This is a genomic window from Paenibacillus sp. SZ31 (assembly GCF_012912005.1).
GTDB lineage: Bacteria > Bacillota > Bacilli > Paenibacillales > Paenibacillaceae > Paenibacillus.
The window spans coordinates 40,412-57,810 of record NZ_JABBEA010000022.1; the positions used below are offsets into that span (position 1 = coordinate 40,412).

At 47.1% G+C, this 17,399-nt stretch carries 18 protein-coding genes; 13 read left to right on the top strand and 5 right to left on the bottom strand.

The features are described from left to right. Window positions 1-300: 300 nt before the first annotated feature. Entirely contained in the window at window positions 301-1,206 is a 906-nt protein-coding gene (locus HF638_RS26450; RefSeq protein ID WP_169482957.1) for an AraC family transcriptional regulator, read from the top strand. Between the two features lie 103 nt (window positions 1,207-1,309). On the opposite strand, the gene HF638_RS26455 is transcribed toward HF638_RS26450, so the two are convergent. After that, entirely contained in the window at window positions 1,310-2,122 is an 813-nt protein-coding gene (locus HF638_RS26455; protein ID WP_169482958.1) for a DUF1129 family protein, read from the bottom strand. Between the two features lie 411 nt (window positions 2,123-2,533). Between HF638_RS26455 and HF638_RS26460 the strand changes: the two genes are divergently transcribed. From HF638_RS26460 to HF638_RS26470, 3 genes are all read left to right on the top strand, one after another. After that, window positions 2,534-2,767: a hypothetical protein gene (locus tag HF638_RS26460; RefSeq protein WP_036606058.1), complete on the top strand. Its 234-nt coding sequence runs from the start codon at window positions 2,534-2,536 to the stop codon at window positions 2,765-2,767. A 253-nt stretch (window positions 2,768-3,020) separates the two neighbouring features. After that, window positions 3,021-3,851: an alpha/beta hydrolase gene (locus HF638_RS26465; protein ID WP_036606057.1), complete on the top strand. Its 831-nt coding sequence runs from the start codon at window positions 3,021-3,023 to the stop codon at window positions 3,849-3,851. 103 nt (window positions 3,852-3,954) lie between these two features. Continuing rightward, entirely contained in the window at window positions 3,955-4,740 is a 786-nt protein-coding gene (locus HF638_RS26470) for a DODA-type extradiol aromatic ring-opening family dioxygenase (protein WP_169482959.1), read from the top strand. 170 nt (window positions 4,741-4,910) lie between these two features. Here the strand turns inward: HF638_RS26470 and HF638_RS26475 are convergent, their stop codons facing one another. Together HF638_RS26475 and HF638_RS26480 are read right to left on the bottom strand one after the other, a co-directional pair. Then, the gene (locus HF638_RS26475) at window positions 4,911-5,123 is read right to left on the bottom strand and encodes a hypothetical protein (RefSeq protein WP_017690673.1); all 213 of its coding nucleotides are present in this window, start codon (window positions 5,121-5,123) and stop codon (window positions 4,911-4,913) included. A gap of 158 nt (window positions 5,124-5,281) precedes the next feature. Then, a complete protein-coding gene (locus HF638_RS26480; RefSeq protein WP_062836230.1) occupies window positions 5,282-5,821 on the bottom strand; it encodes a DoxX family protein in 540 nt (179 codons plus the stop codon). 338 nt (window positions 5,822-6,159) lie between these two features. Here HF638_RS26480 and HF638_RS26485 point away from each other — a divergent pair, with 338 nt between their 5' ends. The 5 genes from HF638_RS26485 to HF638_RS26505 all read left to right on the top strand — a co-directional run bounded on the left by HF638_RS26485 (window position 6,160) and on the right by HF638_RS26505 (window position 11,031). Beyond that, entirely contained in the window at window positions 6,160-7,233 is a 1,074-nt protein-coding gene (locus tag HF638_RS26485) for a DUF3048 domain-containing protein (protein WP_169482960.1), read from the top strand. A gap of 317 nt (window positions 7,234-7,550) precedes the next feature. Further along, window positions 7,551-8,171 carry a DUF47 domain-containing protein gene (locus HF638_RS26490; protein WP_017690670.1) on the top strand — a complete coding sequence of 207 codons (621 nt, stop codon included), beginning with the start codon at window positions 7,551-7,553 and terminating at the stop codon, window positions 8,169-8,171. Window positions 8,172-8,185: 14 nt separating this feature from the next. Next, window positions 8,186-9,175 carry an inorganic phosphate transporter gene (locus tag HF638_RS26495; protein WP_036668387.1) on the top strand — a complete coding sequence of 330 codons (990 nt, stop codon included), beginning with the start codon at window positions 8,186-8,188 and terminating at the stop codon, window positions 9,173-9,175. 306 nt (window positions 9,176-9,481) lie between these two features. Beyond that, window positions 9,482-10,441, top strand: a complete 960-nt coding sequence (gene corA / locus HF638_RS26500) for a magnesium/cobalt transporter CorA (protein WP_169482961.1) — start codon at window positions 9,482-9,484, stop codon at window positions 10,439-10,441. A gap of 128 nt (window positions 10,442-10,569) precedes the next feature. After that, on the top strand, window positions 10,570-11,031 hold the full coding sequence (locus tag HF638_RS26505; protein WP_036606052.1) for a DIP1984 family protein: 462 nt from the start codon (window positions 10,570-10,572) through the stop codon (window positions 11,029-11,031). 403 nt (window positions 11,032-11,434) lie between these two features. Here the strand turns inward: HF638_RS26505 and HF638_RS26510 are convergent, their stop codons facing one another. Continuing rightward, a complete protein-coding gene (locus tag HF638_RS26510) occupies window positions 11,435-12,523 on the bottom strand; it encodes a DNA alkylation repair protein (RefSeq protein WP_169482962.1) in 1,089 nt (362 codons plus the stop codon). Window positions 12,524-12,656: 133 nt separating this feature from the next. Continuing rightward, window positions 12,657-13,295, bottom strand: a complete 639-nt coding sequence (locus HF638_RS26515; protein ID WP_169482963.1) for a tyrosine protein kinase — start codon at window positions 13,293-13,295, stop codon at window positions 12,657-12,659. 456 nt (window positions 13,296-13,751) lie between these two features. On the opposite strand from HF638_RS26515, the gene HF638_RS26520 reads away from it, so the two are divergent. The 4 genes from HF638_RS26520 (at window position 13,752) to HF638_RS26535 (ending at window position 17,380) form a co-directional block, all read left to right on the top strand. Then, window positions 13,752-14,042 (top strand): YerC/YecD family TrpR-related protein, encoded by a 291-nt coding sequence (locus HF638_RS26520; protein ID WP_017690665.1) that lies wholly within the window; start codon window positions 13,752-13,754, stop codon window positions 14,040-14,042. A gap of 1 nt (window position 14,043) precedes the next feature. Beyond that, a complete protein-coding gene (locus HF638_RS26525; RefSeq protein WP_169482964.1) occupies window positions 14,044-14,817 on the top strand; it encodes a sirohydrochlorin chelatase in 774 nt (257 codons plus the stop codon). 314 nt (window positions 14,818-15,131) lie between these two features. Further along, window positions 15,132-15,800, top strand: a complete 669-nt coding sequence (locus HF638_RS26530) for an RraA family protein (protein WP_169482965.1) — start codon at window positions 15,132-15,134, stop codon at window positions 15,798-15,800. Beyond that, a complete protein-coding gene (locus HF638_RS26535) occupies window positions 15,797-17,380 on the top strand; it encodes an ABC transporter substrate-binding protein (RefSeq protein ID WP_169482966.1) in 1,584 nt (527 codons plus the stop codon). Before HF638_RS26530 ends, HF638_RS26535 begins: the two co-directional genes overlap by 4 nt. Window positions 17,381-17,399 lie beyond the last annotated feature (19 nt).

The following is a 17,399-nucleotide window of genomic DNA, read 5'->3' on the forward strand; positions in this document are numbered from 1 at the left end:
TTGTCGCCAAAAAGGTTCCTTAGACCATTGTTACATTGGAAACAAATAATCGATAATAAAGGTAAAGGGAAGTTGGCTATATAGATCGAACTAGACATTTACACGACACGGAGAGGGCAGAAATAACCTGAGGAAGCGAAGCGTGCGCCTTTATCCCCGGATTTTACCTTTTAAAAAAGGAAAACCAAAAAAAATCTGGGGATAACAGCGATCGGAAGGTTGTTCTGTCATCGGAGTGGCCAGTGTAAATATCTTTAGTTCACTTTATGTAGAAGCCTATGAGCCGAAAGGAATGATGGAATGCTTGCATTTCGTTTGACGGGCCTGCCGGATTCCCGGTTGCCGCTGTACCTGTATTGTGTGGGCACGCAGGAAGAGAAAGTTCTGCATAGACCGGATGGATTTCCGGTGTATCAGTTGTTTTTGTCACGCGGTGGCGAAGGGCAGTTCAGGATTCCGGGAAAAGGGACATGGACGATGGGAGCAGGACAGTTGTTCGTGGTGGAACCCGGGGTTGCGCATGAGTATGTGCCTCATTCCAAATCCAAAGGAGAACTCGGTTATATCGGTATTGGCGGTGCATCAGTTGGATCGGTACTTCAATCCGCGGGTTTGCTACAGATCGAGCCTTACCACATCTCCGGTTTTGAAATCGTCTGGTCACGGATGACCAATCTCTGGCACGCGCTGGATCAAGGAGCAACAGAGATGTGGAACACATCAACCCTGATCTACCAGCTCATTTTGGATATAGCGCGATCCAAAATCCTCTCTGATGTTGGTAGCGGGGGTATTAGATCATCTAAGGTACAGGATAGGCCTGTAGCACATTCTAATCGAGATTCTGATCCGGCCAAAGATGCACTCATCCGAGCAGTAGCATTGATGCATACACATTATCAGGACGACCTGTTATTGAAGCATGTAGCTGACGCAGTGGGTTATTCGGTGCAGCATCTCAATCGATTATTTCATCAGCATTATGATGTCACAGGACATCAGTATATGCAGCGATTACGTTTGCAGAAGGCTTCGGAATGGCTGGATAAGCATCCACGAGCAAGTGTACGGGAGGCAGCAGAAACTATCGGCATGGAAGTGAATTATTTTATCCGGATGTTCAAGCGGGAATTTGGAGAGACGCCGGGTAAGGGAATCAAACATCGCAATCAACTCCAAATGGAAAAAGACCTCACGAATTCGTGAAGCAAACACGTGCCCTTTTTTCGCGTGAATATTATCAGAAGGATTAATTCAATCAGAATATAAAAAGGGACCCAAAAGGCCCCTTAATCGTCCATGTATCTTGTTATCCTGTTTTCTTTGTTCCAAATAAAGGCCTTAACGTTGCAAGTCCAACAACTCCGATCACAGCGCTTACCCATGGAGCGAGGGCAAATACCGGAAGCTTATCACGCAGCGGATACCCCACGAACAGCACGAGTACCACGACCACGATGTAGATGACGATCCCCCGAATATTGACCTTAGGTACCTCATTTCTGTCCGCTCCTTCATCATCCGGTCGCTCAGCAAGGCGGCGAAGCATCTCCACCAATGCGATACCGCCAACTGCTGCAACGATCAGAGAGAACAGACTAATGTGTTGAAACGGTTCCGTATCTCCGCCGGTCCAACCCACAAACAATCCGGCACACCCCTGGATCAACATGACAAAGGATAAAGCCGCCCAAGCGATCATGGCATACCACTTCGGTGTTCGTTTCACTGGTGCTGAATTCTCGGTTGGTTGCGCATCTGCAACGTTGGCTTTCTTTTTCGCTGAAGCAGATGGACTTGTACTACCGGATGTAGCCGCTCCAGCTACCTCAACGGCAGCCGTCTTCTCCGGTGCGGTATCTGTTACCCCGAGCTGTGCATAGATGTCTTGCTCCAGATCAGGTCCATATAGCTCACGAGCGGGCTTATTATCCTTCTGAGCCTGTACGATCGCTCTTCCTGCGGAGAGAATCCACTCTTCCTGTGTTCTCTCGTCAGCTGGCGCATGGCGCGCAATTGTGCTGATCTGGTCATACAGTTTCACATTTTCAGGTGTCATTCGACTCATCTCGGTTATTTGCCGATTCTGTATTTCTTTAAGCTTCTTATAGGAAATCCCCAATGATTGCTCCCCCTGTCTACACACGTTCTGATCTTCCAATGTCTGAAGACCCTGACGGTATTTTAGTATACGGGAAGGGCTCTCGTTTCGCAAAGTCATTCCTTATAAAAAAGCTGCTCATGATGGACCCATATCCACACACAGGCCAGTATGACACAGGTGCATAACAGCACCAGTTTTCCGTGATGTTGAATCCATTCCAGTAGATGTCCCATGAATTCATTCCTTTCGGCAGAAGGATTCCGAGGCACATGTTGCCTATAATTGTTGGTTTATTTTCCCCTGTTCATGTGAAAAAATACCCTCACGCCTCACAGATCTAACGATTGTGTGAAGTATGCATAAAGAGCAGCCAATTCCATCACAATAGTAGCATTTCCAACAGAAATCCAAGATTGGAGTGTGCTTGTTATGGATAAACAAACAGAATTGACGCGGAAGCTGCTACTGAACAGCAACTCCCGTGGAGTCGTGGACGAAGTTGTATCCTTTGAAGAGAACCTGGAGGATACGGAGTATGCAGAAGAACTGACAGATGGCAATTTGAAGGGAAGAAGTTTCTGGGACAATACTGATTCGGGTCATGAGCATGAGTGGAATGGACGGGTGGAGACCCACGAGATGTTCCGTAGAAGCTACGAATAACGATCCTGCAACACTTGGTTTGAATTCCAAATGATATCCGGGCCAGCTGTCATCAGCGTGGCTCATTTTTTTGTGCTTATTATCCGATAAAATGTAGATTGGTAGTCGACGTAGAAAGGTTTTTACTTACGTTGACTTGAAGGTTACGGGATGATAATATATGAATAACATCTTAATACACACTAAACTTATCGGATTATATATATTTAATAAATGGAAGTTAACAGGCTAAGCGTGGAAAGGGGAAATCGGTATGGAACGTCAGATCAGTATCCGTCATGGACAGGAAGAATTAACAGCCACGATTCATTATCCGGTCGTGAAAGATATCAAGGAGGAGAAGAGTCAGCAGCGAGTCCCTCTGGCGGTCATCTGCCACGGCTTCGTTGGTAGCCGGATCGGCGTGGATCGTTTGTTTGTAAAGACTGCACGGGAGCTGGCTGAAGACGGTTATCTGGTCCTGCGTTTCGATTATATCGGTTGCGGAGAGAGCAGCGGGGAGTACGGAGCGGAGGGACTGGAGTCCATGGTGCTGCAGACTCGTTCGGTGCTGGATTACGCGGTGAATTGCAGTGATGTAGATCCTACGCGTGTTACGCTAATTGGTCATAGCCTGGGTGGGGCCGTTGCATTATTAACTGCTGTGCGCGACAAACGTGTCAAGAATCTGGTTATGTGGTCCTCCGTGGGTTATCCATTCAATGATATCGTGAAGATTACAGGGCGGGAAGTATACGATGAAGGCGTGAAACTGGGTGCGGCTGACTATCTGGGATACAAATTCACACCGACGTTCTTCGAGTCTCTCGCTGAACAACAGCCATTCCAGGAAGCAGTTAAGTTTAGCGGCGATGTCCTAGTCGTGCACGGCACGTCAGATGAGATTATCCCTGTCGACTACGCATTCCTGTATCAAAAGGTATTCTGGATGCGCCAGGAAGGCCGTTGCGACAAGGAGATCATCTTCCAGGGCGATCACACCTTCTCTTCAGGTAAAGAGCGGGAACAGCTGATTACGCGTACCAGAGAGTGGCTGGGTGAACGCCAGAAGATCGAGCAGGATTGGCAGCACTGGATGATATAAGTGGCAGGATTGCAACTGTTTGGGGATGTCAGCTTGGAAAAGCGCCTTCTTAGGGGTAAAATAGAGGAGTAAGCATTCTATCCGTGTCTGGAGGTTGGCAGCAATGACATTACCCGCACTTTTCATTGCGCATGGTTCTCCCGCTCTGGCGGTGGAGAGCAATGACTACACTCATTTTCTGAACCAGCTTGGAGACAGGCTGCCGGCTCCGAAAGCCATTGTCGTATTTACGGCGCATTGGGATTGTCCCGAACCGTCCGTGACGATGGATGATACACATCAGACCTTGCATGATTTTTACGGATTTCCCTCTACGATGTATACCATGGAATACCCTGCATCTGGGCAGCCAGATCTAGCGAATGAGATATGTGCTTTGTTCACCCGCAGCAATCTGGCGCATCAGCCGATTCGAGGTCGGGGCCTGGATCATGGTGTATGGGTACCGCTGCTACATATGTACCCCGAGGCTAATATCCCTGTGATCGCCGTATCTGTAGACTCGCTGCGTACGCCGCAGGAACAGTATGATATTGGCCGAATGCTGGAACTGCTGCGTCATGATGATGTGCTGATCATTGGCAGCGGTGGAACGGTCCACAATTTGCGATTGCTGGGCAATACGGATGAGCCGCAAGAGTGGGCAGTGGAATTTGATAACTGGATCGGGGAGCGTTTGGAGCAGTGGAACACAAGAGAGCTGTTTCAATATGAGAAAAAAGCCCCTCACGCACGCACGGCAGTTCCGTCGTATGGTACAGAACACCTTGCGCCTTTATTCTACGCTATGGGTACAGCGGACATGTCCCGATCGGCGAAGCGTCTATTCCAGTCTTATCCTTACGGAACGCTCAGTTTGAACTGCTGGCAGTTTGGAGACGGCGTGTAACTTGGAACAGACAAGAGCCTGATTATGGCTAACAAGTTAGATTTGTATGGATAACGTGGGTTAGAGTATACGATTAAAATATATAAACAAAAGAAGGTTCCTGTACCCGCTTGATGGGCTACAGGAACCTTTTTTCGATATCATGCCTTATTTATTTGTGTCATGGGTCTTTATTTGCGGATTTCGAACAATTCACAGTCTGTACGTGAATGATAAGCGAGTTCACTGACACTGGATTGTACAACTACGGTATTACTGTCAAAACGGATAATGATGCCACCGGAGTCAATCTGGTGATTATCTTTGAAAACGCGAACCTTATACTTCATGTTCATGGCTTCCTGAAAGTCCGCATCGGTCTCAAGACGTCGCTGGGTCGGCATATCGTGTACTCCTTTGAAGTTCAACTTTATGTTCATCATAATACGGTTTTCTGTGGCAGGGCAAGTCAAGTGGGGTCATCCGGGCTAATCTTGAAAAGCAAAAAGCCCTGCTCTCCAGGGGGATTGGGAGCAGGGCCGAGAATGTTATGAATGATTGCTTAAGCTGTTTTTTGAGTCGGGCTAATTGTTGGTGTGTCTTTAGGGTGATTACCTTTGTTGCGAGTGATCAATCCGCGAAGGTAAGGCAGTACCCAGTGATCCAGACCGATTTTACCTGCATTTGCACCAGCAACAACCAGGAAGATTTGCATCAGAACCAGTTGAGCGTTCGTGCTTACTGTACCCGAGAAGAGGAACGCGAAGTTCATCACGAGAGCCATCAGTGCAGCCAGTGTTGTGAAGCAGCCGAGTAAGAGTCCTACACCTACAAGGAATTCACCGAGCGGGATGATGAAGTCGAACAATCCTGCGTTTGGTACAGCGAATTTCTCAAGGAATGTTCCCCACCATGCTTGAACTGTAGGGTTTTCACCCGTTGCTTTGCCGACTGCCCCGGCGAGGAATCCGCCAGCTTGGAATCCGCCGGTCAATTTGCTCCATCCGTGAGTCATCCAATCGTAACCGATATACACCCGAAGTACTGTCAAAATCCACATTGCTACTTTGTTTTCTCTAAGCCATTGGTTGAAGCTGAACATATGAACCACTCCTTCATGGAATTTAGTGTGTGTTGTTTTTGTTTTTTCTAAGTGATCACCTTTGATGTCTTTATTGTATAGTTCAAAAGTCGTTTTGTTTGTGATTAAAATCACAATCTAGTTCAAATTTTAAGTAAGGTTTGAGAAGTTCACATTTAGGACATATTTTTCTGGCGATATGCTGTTTCAAATGTGAATTTCACGTTGTATCAAGGCCTTCTGGGCGCAGACAAATCAGATGGTGTGTGATTAAATGGAAAGAAATACGTGAAATGGTTGCCTGCATGAGACATATATCACAACTTAGAACCAGGCCATATCGTTCAGGAGGTCCTATATTGAAGCTTTTTAAATGGAACAAAGCAGCATCGGCTGCATCCCTTTGTATTCTTGCATTGAGTCTTGCAGCCTGCCAAAACCAGGAGGTGGCCCAGATGCCACTTCAGCCAGAACCGGCCCCAGCACCTGTGCAAGAAGAACAGAATGTGGAGGAGCCAAGCACGTCTCTTTACACTGCACCATTGACAGGGCTGCCTGTAGATGAAGCGATTACGCGGCGTCCACTCGCCGTGATGATTAATAATGCTCCAGCAGCTCGGCCCCAATCGGGTCTGAGTTCAGCCGATATCATTTTAGAAGTCCTCGCAGAGGGAGGCATTACCCGTTTCATAGCCATCTTCCAGAGTGAAGGCGGTGCTGAGACGGTCGGACCCGTACGCAGCATACGTCCGTACCTGATTGAGCTGGGCGAGAGTTATGATGGTGTACTTGTTCATGCCGGAGGTAGTCCGGAGGCGTATTCCATTTTACAAAGGCAGCAGAAACAGCATATGGATGAAATCTCGAATGGAGGGCCTTATTTCTGGCGTTCCTCTGATCGTAAAGCTCCGCATAATCTGTATACTTCAGCGGACAAGCTGAGAGAAGGGGCGGATATCAAGGGCTATAGCCATGACTTCAAGTCGCCGGTATACATCTATAATGAAGAAGGCGCGACATCCGCAGGTGAGACGGTGAAACAATTCGATATCCATTATTTATTGGATAGTTACCGGGTGACGTATGATTATGATGAAGTTAGCGGACGATATATGAGAATGGTCAATGGCAAGGCAGATCAGGATCTGGATAACGGTAATCCAATTGGCGCAGCGAACATTATTGTGGCGGGTGCAGATCATAAGGTGCTCGACAGTGTAGGCCGATTGTCCGTCAATCTGGAGCAGGGCGGTGAGGCCATGCTGTTTCAGAAGGGCAAGATGATCCGTGGACAGTGGGTGAGGAAGCAGGGGGACATTATTCGTTTTGTTCAGGGTGGCAGTGAAGTGGCTCTTGTACCTGGCAAAACCTTTATCAGCATTGTTCCGAATCAACCGGAATTTGCGAGTCATGTGAAGCTGGCTGTTCAATAAAAGAATGAAATGAAAGAAAACGATGAAACAAGTATCCATTTTCTCGTCGAAAAGGCATCATATTATAACCTTGCGTGAAAAGTAGAATGGTGTCGGATCTGCATTTCGGTGTCGAATTGTAAACGCAGTGTAAAATCTTAGCTTGAATTTGCCATTATTCCAAATAATTAAGATTCATTTCAGATTAATGTGATAAGAATATAAAAAAGGATCGCACCTTTTGTACAAACCATGAAACAAATATGATAAGATATCAAAGGTTGTCATTTCATGTTTCATCGGTTATCAGCAATTTTTCTCGTAAAGGGGATAGAGCTATGAAGCTTAAGAAGAAGAAGGATATATTTTTTGAAACACTGGAGAACATGGCAGATACGGTTGTTCAAGCGGCAGATTATTTCTCCCAGCATGTTTCCAACCTTCAGGATGTGACTCTTTTCGCTAATGAAATGAAGAAGTACGAGTCGAAATGTGATGATTACGTGCATACGATTATTACAGAACTCAACAAAACATTTATCACGCCGATCGAACGCGATGATATCATGGAGCTGACAACAACACTTGATGACGTATTGGACGGACTTGAAGCAACAGCTTCCCGTTTCTATATGTACCAACTGACAGATCCAGATGATGAGTTCGTCATACAGTTTGCTGAAATTTTGCGTCAATCTGCCTACGAAATTCAGAAGGCGATCCATTTGCTGTCCCAGAAAAAATTGCTCGCGATCCGTGAGTACACCATTCGTTTGAATGATCTGGAAAACCAAGGCGACGAAGTGCTGCGCATGTGTATCAAACATCTCTTCGCTACCGTGTCTGATCCGATTGAACTGATCAAGCGTAAGGAAATTTACGAACGTCTTGAGACGACAACGGATGCTTGTGAAGACGTAGCGAACGTGCTTGAATCCATCATTATGCGTAATTCTTAAGGAGCCAGAGAATAATGGAAACAACGATTTGGGTATTAGGTATAGTCGTCTTCCTTGCACTGGCGTTTGACTTCATCAACGGTTTTCACGACACGGCCAATGCCATTGCGACTTCGGTCTCAACCCGAGCGCTGACGCCACGTCGAGCTATTCTTATGGCAGCGGTGATGAACTTTGTCGGTGCGATGATGTTCACAGGTGTTGCGAAGACGATTGGGGGGAGTGTGACCGACCCCACCACGCTGGATAACGGGATAGAGGTCGTCATAGTCACCTTGATATCAGCGATTATCTGGAACCTGGTTACATGGTGGTTCGGTATTCCGTCCTCATCCTCACATGCACTTATTGGAGCCCTTGCAGGTGCCGTGCTCGTTGGCGCAGGATCTGATAAAGTGAAATGGAGCGGATTCATTGATATCGTCGGCGGGTTGTTGTTATCACCTCTGATCGCATTTGCGATCGGTTATGTGGTCATGACGATTCTCAAATATATTTTCGCCAAACGCAGTCCGCATAACGTGAACAAAGGTTTCCGTACGGTACAGATTTTCACGGCAGCACTGCAAGCATTCACGCATGGTACGAATGATGCACAGAAAGCGATGGGGATTATTACCTTTGCTCTGGTTGCAGCAGGTGTGCAGGATAATCTGGATGTTCCGCTGTGGGTTAAAATCTCAGCAGCAACTGCGATGGCTTTGGGTACATCCATTGGTGGTTGGAAAATCATCAAAACGATGGGTACCAAAATCTTTAAAATTGAACCGATTAATGGTTTTGCCGCCGATCTGTCAGCTGCATCCGTTATTTTCACAGCAACGTTGCTTCACCTTCCAGTGAGTACAACGCACGCGATCACATCGGCTATTCTGGGTGTGGGTTCCGCGAAACGTTTCTCTGCTGTGAAATGGGGACTTGCTGGACGTATCATTATTACGTGGTTCATTACGATTCCGATTACAGGGGCACTGGCAGGATTGTTATACTGGATTATTTTCTAAAGAGAGAAGTTATCCCGAACGAATTCGGGGTTACCAGACAAACTGTTCATAACATTGTGAATATCGGGATATGTGGACAATTATACAACCAAAATCAAGAGACGCCTGTGCATGAACGTGTGGACAGGCTGGATATGTGGATAGCCATCCGTGGAATGATAAACCAAAAGAAGATATTCCTGTGGATACAGGGAACTGTGGATAGGGAAATGAGAGAAGCCAACAGGGTTGGCTTTTTTTGTTGTCGAGTTTGAAGGTACCTGTGTACAATAACGTAAGATACAGGACAAGGACGTGGTCTAATTTATGATTCGTACACTCGCCATTACACGAGAGCATCAAGTCTCCGTGAACGTACCCCTTACACAGCTGGATCTGAACGATTACGCCTGGGTATGGGCGGATTTTAACCAGCCAACGGAAGAGGAAAGCCGTTTGCTGGATACATATTTTCATTTTCACCCCTTAGCTATAGAGGACTGTCTGCATGTGTTGCAGCGGCCCAAGCTCGATTATTATGATAATCTGCAGTTTCTTGTGCTGCATGCACTGAACCCGTCGACACTGGAAGCCGAGGAGGTTGACTTGTTTCTCGGATCAAACTTCCTAGTGTCTTTTCATCATGGTGTATTGGAGGAAGTGGATGAAGCGTGGGAACGCTTGTTGCACCATGCACATGAACGAACCATCTGGGCGCGAGGTCCGGTGGCAGCAGCCTATACGGTGATGGACAAGCTGGTCGATCATTATTTCCCGTCTCTATTTGCCATTGAGGATGAGCTGGCTGAACTGGAGAACCGTGGTGGACAAGAGTCAGTTGAAGATCTGATGAACCAGGTGTTTGACCTGCGTAGTCGATTGCTGAAGCTCAGACGAACCGTTGTACCGATGCGGGATCTGCTCTATCGGGTGGTCAACTCCCAGCATGTGCAGCGAACAGGCGAACATACGGCTTATTTTACCGATATCTACGACCATTTGTTAAAGCTGACAGATATGATCGAAGCTGATCGGGAGATGACGGCGGACCTGCGTGACAGTTATATTTCTCTGAACTCCAACCGGATGAATCAGATCATGAAGACACTCACGGTGATTACGACTGTGTTTATGCCGCTCACACTGATCGCGGGTATTTATGGCATGAACTTTGCCTATATGCCTGAGCTGCAATGGAAGTTTGGGTATGGGGCTGTGTTGCTGTTGATGTTTGTGCTTGGCGGAAGCATGGTGGCTTGGTTTGTGAAGCGGGGCTGGTTTAAGTGAGAACCAGTGTAATCAGATGTTAGTAACATAAACTTGTAATAACGTGTATCCACAGGTAAAATATAACGATATGTGAATAGATTCTGGATGAATTATCCATACATATCATTGTGGAAGGATGGGATACGATGAGATTGGCAGAGGCTCTTGTACTGCGTGCAGATGAGCAGAAGAAGATAGCTCAGCTCAAGCAACGTCTGGAACGCGTAGTTAAAGTTCAGGAAGGTGAACAGCCAGCAGAGGACCCACAGTTGCTTATGATTGACCTGGAGAATACGATCCGGAGCCTGACGGTATTGGTTAAGAAAATTAATAAGACCAATGCACAGACTGACTTCACAGCTGGAGTTACGCTTGCTGATGCCCTTGCAGAGCGGGATGGAATCATGCAAGAAAGAGCATCGTTTAACGAAGTTTTGCAGAATGCGTCCATTCGCCAGGATCGGTACAGTCGTTCTGAAGTGAAGTATGAGCGAACCGTGAACATAGCAGATATTCAACATAAAGTGGATAGCCTTTCGAAATCCTACCGGGAACTGGATTTTAAAATTCAGGAGAAGAACTGGACCATAGACTTAATCGAGGAATAAAACTGCGTCGGTAACCCTATCCAAATGAAGCGAGCATAACCCACCAACGGGAAGTTGGAAACCTGGTAGACGCTGGGCCATGTCTAACCCACATCATCATTTAGCCCAATATTGTTACAAGAATGCGCAGCATGGATGTATCGTGTATCTTTCTAATTGTTACGACCATATGCAGGTCTTTGGATAGCGGTGAGGGTGGGTAAGGGGAATTGCAGTTTGAACTACATATGAAGAAGGCCACTGGGCCATGATCTCAGGCAGTAATATCTGTCGGGAGATGATGTTTGCCAGGTGGCCTTTCTGATTCTTCTATAAAAGTACTGAAGGTGTTGAAAGTTTTGTATCCACATGTGTATAACTATTCCGCTGCAATAAGCTGTGTATAACTTAGGATGACTTCCTTTTACTCCATTTCAAGAACAAAAGAAGCTGTAGCTGCTTCTTTGCCATTCACAAGAATGGTTAGCGTATGCAGACCGGCATAATATTTTCTCGTTGTAATGACTTTGAAAGATTGTTTGGTGGCTACCTTGGATGTGCCTGTCGGGTACATTTTATCGGAGCATTTGAATCGTTTGGGAGCCTGCTTGCCGTTCGCCTTCATATAGCCCATCTCGTATTCAATTCTCAGCATCTGTGACTCGCCACTCTCATTGACCACATCAAATGAAAAATGAAGATCCTCGCCGATAGCGACTGTATCGTGAGCAAGCTGAAGCTGCTCAATGTGAATCGCATCCTGCTCGTTGTAACCAAAAAGACTTAGCGCTTTGCGATGTCCTTTCTTCAGTAATGACCTGCTGGCATGCCGGACAATCCAGTCCGTGTGTGTATGTTGTCCGTACCAGGTGGTGGCTAGATCCATCACCAGTTCTGGGTGGTCCTTGGAGATGTCATTCAGATGATTGGCCACACTTTTGCGAACATAGAGGGACTCGTCCGCTTTCAACGCATGCAGAATAGGCAGTACAGGGGTTGGATCGGTGATGAATCCCTGGAGTTTGGCTCCCCATGGCAAACGGGGTCGGCTGCCTTCACTGGCAAGTCTGCGGATATGTTCGTTGTCGCTACTTGCCCACGTCATCATGTGTTTCATGGTTTGGATGGGATAACGATCAATAAACGGGCGTACCGCGAACTCGGAGCTGGAATAAGGTGTGAAGACGGTCAGATACTTCATGGATAACTCGTAATCCTCTGGGTCAAGTCCGTTCACTTCGATAAAATCCGGTATAAACAGATATTCAACGCCTCTCATATGGGGTGCAGCTTGTTCGATGATATGTAATGCTTCTTCATAATTGTCGGGCAGCACTTGGGTCAAAGCCAGTGTGATTCTGCGAATCCGTGCTTTGAATTCCAACAGTTCCCAGCCTTCTGCGAACACCAATTCACGAAATTGCTGGGTATCCAGCTTCGGGTAGAATTGACGCAACAATTCACTGGTCCGATCGATTAATGCGGGAGTGTATTTGTCTTTGAAAAGTTCCATGGTCCGCCTCCTTCAGTTACTATTCAGTATACCTCAAATTACAGGGATAAGAACATAAGTTCCTGAATTTTCTATGTATATTGGAGAAAGGAGTTGAGGCACCCACCTTCTATAAGGGGGTGCCTGGATGGTTTTAACCTTTGCGACTTTTGGGACGGCGCTTCGTGGAATTGGATTTGCGGCGGGTTGGCGTCGTATTGCGGCGACGTGGAACACTCGTTGGTTTGTTCCGACGCTTGCGTGTACGTTTCCGGGGCGGCGTGTATTCTTCATAGTCTGCATCAGCCGCGCTGTCATTCGTTTTTCCTTTTCCAAAAGGCAGAATGCCCATAACGAGCTTCATCATCGGAGCCATCTGCTGGATGCCGCCGACGACCTTCTGCATTTTGCCTATTCCACTCATGATTCCATCAATCCCGCCGAAGCGGTCGATCATTCCTTTTAACTCACCAATGTTGGCTAACGAAAAGCCGGAACCACCTGTTGAAGCAGGCGCCTGTACCGGAGCTGGGGGAACGACCTGGGCTCCACCTCCATAAAAGTTCCCGCCAGGGACACCTTGCCCATAGGGTACAATGGCTGATGCTTCGACTTCACCGAAGCCAGGGTAATGGGGCTCTACGCCAGGATACATCGGTTGGATCTGAGTTTCATTCAAAGACCGCGGAACCACACCGGGCGGCATATAGGCAGAAGTATGTGCCTGCCGATGAGCATGAGAAGACGGACGCTGCCCTTGTGCTGGCTGGCGGTGATAATAATGCTGTGGCATGAACGATCACGTTCCTTCTATGTTGGATTTCGGAATTGCGTTCCATGAGTTGCATGACAGATGAACATCATAGACCCTAGTGGAACTCCCTTTTGCTATACTGTATGTCATTAGCGGAGAGACGGCGTAGGCGGGTATCCCGGAAAACGGGATATTTGCGGATTTGGGCGCGTAGACATGCCGTGAGGTTTTCATACAGGAAAATGCAGTTTAGACACAAAATTGTAACATTTAGGTTGATTGAATTCCTACATAAGTAATCGGAAATATACAGGTGAAAACTGGGATATAGCGCTATAATTTCGCTAGTTGTGCGCGAGGAGAGGACAATAGTACCTTTTGTAAGCGGTAACATGTATTTTTATTCTGTAGTGCGTGAAATCGGTAACGCTTGAAATACCAACTCAGGGTGAGTACAATGTAGGTACACAGTAACCGCTAGGGGATGATGATGAAATGCAGCTGAAAAAGCTAAATGATAAAAGCATTGAACAACTATTTGAGGCTATTTTGACTCTAAAAGATATTGAAGAGTGTTATGTCTTCTTTGATGACCTCTGCACGGTAAACGAGATCCAATCCATGTCCCAGCGGCTGGAAGTGGCTCGTATGTTGGGCAAAGGCAATACGTATAACCAGATTGAAGCTGAGACGGGTGCGAGTACAGCCACGATTTCACGTGTCAAACGCTGCCTGAATTACGGCAATGATGGTTATAAAATGACGTTGGAACGCCTGGGACGCTAACATGAAGAAGCCGGGTGTACTCATCATCAGTCACGGTTCTCAGGAGCAGACCTGGGTGGAATCCGTCGATGACGCGATCTCCCGGTTGAATCTGCCCCTCCCGTTGCCGGTTGAAGCCGGATTTCTTGAGTTGGTGGAAGGACGCCTGATCCAGGACGGTATCGACCGACTGGAAGCGCAAGGCGTAACCGATATCTTAGTTGTACCTTTATTCGTTTCGTCCGGGAGTACACATGTGGATGAAATTGAATTTGCCATTGGTGCAAAGGAAGCACCTGAGCGGGAAACAGATCTGGAACCGTTCCAGGTCACAGCCCGGGTTCACTTTGGTTATCCAGTAGATAATGATCCGGATATTGCAGTGATGGTGTGGGACAAAGTCCGATCGCTCTCGCAGCAATCGGAGCAGGAAACGATTCTGCTGGTGGGACACGGTAGTATTCATGATGGATTTCGTGAGCGTTGGGAAGCGGGAATTGCCTCCCTTGCGGAGCGTGTGCAGGAAGTTAGTGGCGTAGCCCATACGGATTATGCATTGCTGAATCCAGAGAGTGTGTACGACAAAGTGAAGTATTGGAGCGAAGAGCGGGGGAACCGAGTCATTGTGGCGCCGCTGTTTTTGAGTGCCGGTTACTTCACGAGGAACGTAATCCCGAACCGGCTAAAGGAACTGGATTATGTGTACAGCGGTGAGACGCTGTTGCCACATCCATTGCTTGGGCAGTGGATGGAGCGGCAGATCCAGATTTTGCTGGAGAGATGTAACAAAGCTTAGGCTTCCTTCTTGAATCGAACGCATTAGGTTAATTTTTTCATAAAACAATTAAACCACGTCCTTGGACGTGGTTTTTTTTGTGATGATTGAAGTAGTCTCAACCCTTGTTTATCCCTTGAATAATACCCTGTCGATAACACATTTTTACGACAAAGATCGATAGTTTTCGCCTATTCTACGATTGGAATTATCTATATGCTAATGCATTGACTGCCAAGGACAGGCAATGCTATTCTCTTCATTAAGTTTAAATCTTACTATTCTTATAAGATTTATTATTTACCATTTTAGTAAGCGGGGAGAGAATTCATCTTATGTTTCGCATTGAGCCAAGAGTACAGGGGGTTACCGATGAGCTGCTAGAGCTTTATTCGGATATTAGTCCATCAACAATCGGACATATGACTGATTTTGGTTTTCTAAATGGCTTACAGCCACTGTTCCGTCCCATTCGATTACTGGGAAATGCCGTCACTGTTCGCATTCCTCACCTTGACGCATCTGCAATCCGTCACGCCTTTGAGATTGCCCAGCCGAACGACATTATCGTCGTGGACATGTCAGGCGATGAGCAACGCGCTTGTTGGGGTGAATTTGTAACGTATGCAGCATTGGACAAAAAAATTGCCGGAGCGATTATATCTGGCTGTGTGACCGATGTTCGTCCGATTACAGAGCTGCGATTTCCCATTTACTCCAAAGGCATTAGTGCACTAACGACTCGTTCATTGCAGCTTGAGGGCGAGGTCAACACACCAGTGAGTGTCAGCGGCGTCAGTATCCAGCCCGGCGATCTGATCGTTGGTGATGATGATGGTGTCTTTGTCATTAATCCGCGCTACGCCAAGGAGATCGGGGTCATTGCTCAGGACAAACAGCGTAAGGAAGAACAACGCCGACAGGAACTCGGATATGGGAAGCTCCTTACAGCCCATTCCACCCATCACCACGCAACAGACCATAAAGGGGGAACCACGAGATGAAAAAGAGACCTTTGATCCACAAGTTTAGCGGTATCCTGATTGCCTTATCACTGTTTGCAGTTGGCTGTGGCAACGGAGCTGATTCGAACACGAATGCCAATTCGTCTGCGAGCAATAGCAGTGGCTCAGCCGAGAACGCTTCGCTCAAGGATTTGACCATCGCCTTAACGGGGGATGCCATTGGTTTCGATCCACATAACTCCACCGACTCCATCTCCAACTTTATTAATTATCAGATCTATGACCGCCTGGTTACATTTAATGACAAACTTGAGATTGTCCCTCAACTGGCCGAAAGCTGGGAGACATCGGAAGATGGAAAAACGTGGACCTTCCAGCTGCGCCAAGATGTAACGTTCCAGGATGGAACACCCTTCAATGCGGAGGCAGTAAAAGTGAACTTCGACCGTCTGATCAATCCGGATAAGAAGCTTTCCCAATATGCAACGTTGGGGCAGTTCATTGAATCCGTCACCGCGCCGAGTGATTCCGAGGTTGTGTTCCAGTTAAAAGAGCCACAGGGCGCTTTTCTGAACAATATTGCAGTGACCTCTGGTGGTATTATTAGCTCCAAATCCATTCAGGAAAATGAGGAGGGTATTGCTAAAGAACCTGTAGGTACGGGCCCCTTCAAGCTGAAGAACTGGAGTTCAGGCAATGAGGTTGTGCTTGAAGCCAATGAGCAATATTGGGGTGGCAAACCTGATGTCAGTGGCATTACGTTCAAGACGGTCACTGAAAATGCCGCTCGTGTCATCATGCTTGAATCCGATGAAGCTGACATCATCGATAAAGTGCCAGCTACAGACATTGAGCGGCTGACCAATGACAGCAACTTTACGGTGAATACCCGTTCGACCAACCGTGTGGGATATATCGGCATTAACACGAAGCATGCACCATTTGATGATGTGAAGGTTCGCAATGCCCTTAATCTGGCGATCGACCGCGAAACGTTGGTCAAGAAACTGTATGAGGGACGTGTTGAAGTCGCTACTTCGTTTATTTCTAAAAATTCCTTTGGTTATGCGGACGTAGGTGCCTACGCTTACGATGTGGAAGCCGCGAAGAAGCTGCTGCAAGAAGCAGGCGTTGCGGAAGGAACGCCACTGCGTATTATTCTCGCAGCCAATACGGTTCAGGATCGTCCAGCTGCTGAATTCGTTCAGAACAGCCTTCAACAGCTGGGATTCAAAGCAGAGCTACAGGTGCTTGAACTTGCGTCTTATCTCGATGCACTCAAAAATCCGGACAGCTATGATCTATTTGTCAGAGGCGCGTCATCCGTTACTGGCGACGGTGATGCTCTGCTTAGGGACAGTTTCCTCTCCACAAGCAAGTCCAATTACGCCTTCTACAACAATCCTAAGGTAGACGAACTTATTCTTGCAGGTGGTCAAGCGCTGGATAAGGAAGAACGCCAAACTGCGTACAATGAGGCTCTGCAACTGATTAAAGCGGATGCACCATGGATTCCACTGTACGAAGATAGTGTTCAAGTCGGTTATTCGAGCAAGGTTGAGGGCATTACATTCCTGCCTTCACTGTTATGGGATCTGCGTGGTGTGAAGTTCAAATAAGCAGAAGGGTGCCGTGCAG